The organism is Arenibaculum sp., from assembly GCF_035998295.1.
Lineage (GTDB): Bacteria > Pseudomonadota > Alphaproteobacteria > Azospirillales > Azospirillaceae > DASYHS01.
Map to the genome: position 1 here is coordinate 1 of NZ_DASYHS010000098.1, position 4,507 is coordinate 4,507.

The window sequence follows — 4,507 nt, forward strand, 5'->3', positions numbered from 1 at the left end:
GTGTTGAGCGGTTCACAGCGGCGGGATGGGGGGAGGTCCTAAGGTCTGGTCACGAGGTCGGGGCGAGGTGCCCCGGCCCGGGACAAGCAAGGAGACCCAGACCATGACGATCCGCCGCAGCCTGCTCGCCGCCGCGACCCTCGCCCTCCTGGCCGGCCCGGCGCTGGCCGGGGGCCTGGAGACGGGTGGCGTCCCGCTCTCGACCACGAACCAGTTCTCGGCGACCAACGTCGCCGCCGGTGAGTACAACTACGCCGACCAGTCGGTGTGGGCCACCCAGCAGGGCGCGCCGGGCGGCTACGGGATGCTGCCGCACGGCGGCCAGGGGATGCTGCCGCACGGCGGCCAGGGGATGCTGCCGGGCGGCCCGCTGGCGGTGACCAATGTCGGCACGGCGACCAACGTCGCGGCCGGGATCGGCAACGTCGCCGACCAGGACGTGACGCTGATCCAGCAGGGCTCGGGCGCGCTGGCGACGACCAACGTCTTCGATGCGACCAACGTCGCCGCCGGCCTGCACAACTTCGCCAATCAGGACGTCTTCGCCATCCAGAAGTGACGAACCGGACGGAGGCGACGCCCAGGACCTGACCACCGACGCTCCGGCCGGGGCCGCAACCCGGCCGGAGTTCCGGAAACCCTAGCCCTGGAGGTGCCTCATGAAGATCCGCGCATTGACGACGGCGGCACTGCTGTCGCTCGTCCCGGCTGCGCTCGTCGCCCAGGAACCGGCCCGCAAGCCGGCTCCCGAGGGCGCACGCGTCTACATCATATGGCCCGCCGACGGCGCGGTGATCCCGGGCGGCGCGCTCTGGGTCCGCATGGGCCTGCAGGGCATGGGCGTGGCGCCGGCCGGGTCCGCCGTGGCCGGGACCGGGCACCATCACCTGATCGTCGATTCCGATCTGCCACCGCTGGACGAGCCGATCCCCAACTCGCCCAACCATCTCCATTTCGGCGCCGGCCACACCGAGGCGCGCCTGGAGCTGCCGCCGGGCCGGCACACGCTGCAGATGCTGCTGGGCGATGAGAACCACGTGCCCCACGATCCGCCGGCCATGTCGGAGCGGATCACGATCATCGTCCCGGAATGACGACCCGGCCCCTCACGCATGGAAAGGAGGAGCGTCCATGATCCCTCTGCGCATCGCCGCCGTCCTGATCGCCGCTCTCGCGACACCGCTCGCGGCGCAGGCGCAGGACCGCAAGGCGGCACCCGAGGACGCCTATGTCTATATCGGCTGGCCGAACGACGGCGAGGTCGTCGGCGGCCGGTTCAAGATCTGGTTCGGCACGCGCCTGTTCGGCGTAGCACCGGCCGGCGTCGCGCATCCGGAGGCCGGGCACCACCATCTCCTGGTCGACACGGACCTGCCGCCGCTCGACGAGCCGATCCCCAACGACCCGAACCATCTGCATTTCGGGGGCGGCCAGACCGAGACCTATCTGGAGCTGCCTCCGGGCCGGCACACCCTCCAGCTGCTGATCGGCGACGAGAACCACGTCCCGCACGACCCGCCGGTGATGTCCAGGAGGATCACGATCACGGTGCGCTGACCCTCACGTCCCCTCGTCCGGCGTGGAGGGCGCGCCGTCGAGGACGAGCCAAGCCCGCACGCAGCGCTTCTTGCCCTTGAGCGACAGGGTGCCGGCCGGGAGCAGCGCCACCTCGCCCTCGACCGACCGGCAGGTGCCCTCGCCGATCACGATGCGGCAATGGGCGAGCGAGCGCGCCGCCACCTCCTTGCCGAGCTGCTCCAGGCGCGCCGCCGTGTTGGCGGTGTCGCCGAGCAGCGAATACTCCTTGTGCCGGAGCCCGCCGAGGCTGCCCGCCACCAGCGGCCCGGTCTCGATTCCGATTCTGATGCCGACGGGGGGCAGGCCCTCCGCGCGCCACCGGCGGTTCAGGCCGGCGAGCTCCCGGCCCATGTCCAGGGCGCAGGCCACCGAGCGGCGGGCGTCCGCGTCGATCTCGGCCTGCGTCTCGCGGGCCACCGGCGCGCCGAAGACCGCGAGGATCCCGTCGCCGACGAAGCGCAGCACGATCCCGTCATGGGCCGCGACGATGCGGACCATGGCGTCGAGATAGCCTTCGAGCCAGCGCAGCAGGGGATCGGGCTCCAGCACCTCGCAGATCGTGGTGAAGCCCTCGACGTCGCAGAAGAGGACGGTGGCCGTCAGCTGCCGGGGCAGCGGGCGGCCGCCGGCCATGAAGGTGTCGCGCTCGCGCCAGATCTCCTCGGCCACCGGCTGGGAGACGTGGCTCGCGAACAGGTCCATCAGAACGCGGCGCTCCGTCCGGCTCTTCAGCGACAGATGCGCCGTCGTGGCGGCGATCGCACCAAGCCAAGCCAGCGATGGAGCGCCCATCGGTATCACCGGGCCGCCGGACGCGACCACGGCGACGCCGGCGAGGCCGAGGAGAGCCACGACGCCGACCGCGACGGCCAGGAGGAGCAGGGTGGGAGCGGCGAGCCCGGCGACAGCGGCACCCCCGGCCGCCAGCGCGGCGACCAGCGCCGCCTCCTGAACGGCGCCGATCCTCGATCCGGCCCGGCCGTCCAGGATCTGGGCGAGGACGTGCCCCTGGATCTCGACCCCGGGCGTGTGGCTGCCGGTCCGCGAGAGCGGCGTCCGGTGCTGGTCGATGCCGGCCAGCGAGGTCCCGATCAGGACGACGCGGCCCTCCAGCCAGCTCCGCGGCAGGATGCCGACGGCGTCGGCGGGATAGATGGGGAAGGGAGCCATGCCGGGTTCGGGGCCCCGGCTCCAGTCGATGCGGAACGGCCGGTCCGGCACCGTCGCGCCCGAGAGCCCGGCCAGCACCGCGGGCAGGCTGGCCGTGCCGTCGGCCCCCCGCGGGACGTGCCAGCGCACCGTGCCGTCGACCGTGTCCTTGGCGAGGTTCGCATGCCCGTGGCGCAGCCCGGCGAGAAACCGCTGCAGGAAGGAGCGCTGCTCCGGAGCCAGGGGCGTAGTCTCCAGCGCCGTGACCGCGACGACGGGAGCGGCGGCCTGCATGATCGCGCGGCGCAGCTTCGCGTCGTGGCCGGGAAGCGTGGGACGGTCGAACAGGATGTCGAGGCCGATCGCGCGCACGGCCGCGGCATCGAGTTCGGCGATCAGCCCGGCCAGGAAGGACCGGTCGACGGGCGACCGGCAGGCCAGGAGGACGGGGCTGCCCTCGCCCAGCGTGACCAGCACGATATCGTCGCGCTGCGGCGCGGCGGGCGTGAAATGGGCGATCAGCAGGTCGCCGGCCAGCTCGTCGGCCGAGCGCAGCGGCGGCACCGCGCGCACCGCCGCCCAGGCGGCCAGCGACACGGCGAGCGCCAGGAATGCGATCGCCGGCAGGCCGGCCGCCGGCCCGCGCCGCCGCGGCGAGGTCATTCGGCGCGCAGGACGATGTGGGCGGTCGCCAGCGCTCCGGCGTCGCGGTCCAGAACGCGCTCGATGCGCGCCAAGTCGTCGGGGCCGAGGGCGGTGAAATCCTGGCCGATCGCCTGCAGGTCCGCGGAGAGGTCGCGTTCGCCCGCGAAGCACTGGACGGTCTGGCCGTCGGCGTGCAGCGGCAGGGGCATGCGCGCGCCGGGGAAGGTCAGGGCGGCGCCGGCTTCCAGCCGCGAGCCGCCCGAGGCCCGCGACGGGAAGATCGGGACCGTCGTCCCGCGGGCGTCGCGGATCCGGCAATGCAGATGCGCGTCGCGGCTCGTCCTCAGCGTCAGGCGGACGGGCTCGCCGCGCCTATAGGTCGGATAGACGCCGCGGTCGGAGGCGAGGGCAAGTTCGATCGGCACCACGGCATCCCGCAGCCGGGCCAGCAGGGTCGCCAACTGCGCGGAGCAGCCTTCGTGCGCCAGGCCGATGGCGAGTGCCGTGGCGTCGTCCGGCGGGACGGCGATCCGGCGTATCTCGACCCCGCCCGGCGCACGGCCGCCGGCCGAAACCTCCGGGGCTTCCTTCCCGCCGCCGGGGTCGGCGATGCAATGCCGGCCCGGACTGCGGGGGCCTGCCGCCAGGACGTCCCGGACGGTGTCCGGCGGCGGTGCAAGCGACCGCGCGGCGCCGAGATCGGTCTGGGAGAACGATCCCCCCGTCCACAGGGCAGCGGCGACGGCCGGCGCACGGTCCCGGGGGGCCGCGTCCAGCGGCCCTTCGAAGGGCCCGGTCAGCGAGACGACGCGGCCGTTCGCCTCCAGGAGGTGGATGCCGGCGCCTTCGGGCAGGATGACGGCCTCGCCGTCCGCCACCACGCGCCCGATCCCGTAGTCCGACGCGGTCGACGCCATCACGACGGCGTCCGCGGTCGCGGCGTCGGCGCCGATCACGGCGAAGCAGGCGAGGGAGGGGGCGAGCAGGTGACGGAACATGGCGGTCGTTCCTCTATGGCCGGTCTCCCGTCCGGGCGGGTGCCCGGACGGGGGTCGGTTCGTCACTTCTGGATGGCGAAGACGTTCTGGTCGGCGAAGTTGTGCAGGCCGGCGGCGACGTTGGTCGCATCGAAGAC

At 73.4% G+C, this 4,507-nt stretch carries 5 protein-coding genes; 3 read left to right on the top strand and 2 right to left on the bottom strand.

What is annotated here, in order from left to right; all coding sequences use genetic code 11:
- The first annotated feature begins 103 nt into the window (after nucleotides 1–103).
- From VGO20_RS10760 to VGO20_RS10770, 3 genes are all read left to right on the top strand, one after another.
- Nucleotides 104–559, top strand: a complete 456-nt coding sequence (locus tag VGO20_RS10760) for a hypothetical protein (RefSeq protein WP_327502335.1) — start codon at nucleotides 104–106, stop codon at nucleotides 557–559.
- Nucleotides 560–659: 100 nt separating this feature from the next.
- Nucleotides 660–1,094, top strand: a complete 435-nt coding sequence (locus VGO20_RS10765) for a DUF4399 domain-containing protein (RefSeq protein ID WP_327502336.1) — start codon at nucleotides 660–662, stop codon at nucleotides 1,092–1,094.
- A 37-nt stretch (nucleotides 1,095–1,131) separates the two neighbouring features.
- Nucleotides 1,132–1,557: a DUF4399 domain-containing protein gene (locus VGO20_RS10770; RefSeq protein ID WP_327502337.1), complete on the top strand. Its 426-nt coding sequence runs from the start codon at nucleotides 1,132–1,134 to the stop codon at nucleotides 1,555–1,557.
- 3 nt (nucleotides 1,558–1,560) lie between these two features.
- On the opposite strand, the gene VGO20_RS10775 is transcribed toward VGO20_RS10770, so the two are convergent.
- Together VGO20_RS10775 and VGO20_RS10780 are read right to left on the bottom strand one after the other, a co-directional pair.
- Nucleotides 1,561–3,390, bottom strand: coding sequence for an adenylate/guanylate cyclase domain-containing protein (locus VGO20_RS10775; RefSeq protein WP_327502338.1), 1,830 nt, complete (start codon nucleotides 3,388–3,390; stop codon nucleotides 1,561–1,563).
- Nucleotides 3,387–4,370: a DUF4384 domain-containing protein gene (locus tag VGO20_RS10780; protein WP_327502339.1), complete on the bottom strand. Its 984-nt coding sequence runs from the start codon at nucleotides 4,368–4,370 to the stop codon at nucleotides 3,387–3,389. The genes VGO20_RS10775 and VGO20_RS10780 overlap by 4 nt, the downstream gene beginning before the upstream one ends.
- Nucleotides 4,371–4,507 lie beyond the last annotated feature (137 nt).